This is a genomic window from Photorhabdus aballayi (assembly GCF_026153155.1).
GTDB lineage: Bacteria > Pseudomonadota > Gammaproteobacteria > Enterobacterales > Enterobacteriaceae > Photorhabdus > Photorhabdus luminescens.
The window spans coordinates 1-715 of the sequence record NZ_JAPFCD010000141.1; the positions used below are offsets into that span (position 1 = coordinate 1).

Sequence of the window (715 nt, forward strand, 5' to 3'; positions counted from 1 at the left end):
TCGGTGATATTGCGACGAGACAAACATGGGATGGGCCGGAACAATACCAGCCCTGGATTATTCAGTATAGTACGAAAAATAAGCCCTCTGCTAAGGATATAGGGATGTTTCCGGGGGTCGTTTCAGTTGATTCAATCCCAACCCGATCATTTATTGGTCCTTTTTCCGGGGAAAGGACTGCAGGATGGGCCAAAGGTATTAACATCGGACAATCGGGTGATGTTGGTCAAATATATATCACACCAGAAGGCGAGCTATACACTTATTTCTTCAACAGTAACGGCGCTGTAGAAGGTGGAATTGTTAATACTCATCCTATCGGTGCCCCCATCCCTTGGCCTTTACCCAACGCCCCTATCGGCTATTTTTCATGTAATGGTCAATCATTTAATAAATCCATCTATCCGAAATTAGCAGTAGCTTATCAATCAGGGACACTACCCGATTTACGCGGTGAATTTATCCGTGGTTGGGATGATAGGCGTGGTGTTGATCCGGGGCGAGTGTGCGGGTCGTGGCAAGCTGACAGTACAAAAAGAATACAGCTTGCGGAAGGTTACTCCTCCAGCAATGGTAATATATCTATATACCAAGGAAAGATGGACGGCTACAGATATCCTCTCGGCAGAGATGCAATCGGCGGTGCCACTGCTACATCAATTGCTAACAATACAAGCGGTCATGAAACCCGCCCCCGCAACGTCGCATTTAACTA

The 715-nt window shown here is 46.6% G+C and carries 1 protein-coding gene; it reads left to right on the forward strand.

What is annotated here, in order from left to right; all coding sequences use genetic code 11:
* Positions 1 to 8: 8 nt before the first annotated feature.
* The coding region (locus OO184_RS24935) for a phage tail protein (protein ID WP_376712607.1) at positions 9 to 715 on the forward strand (707 nt) is incomplete at its 3' end.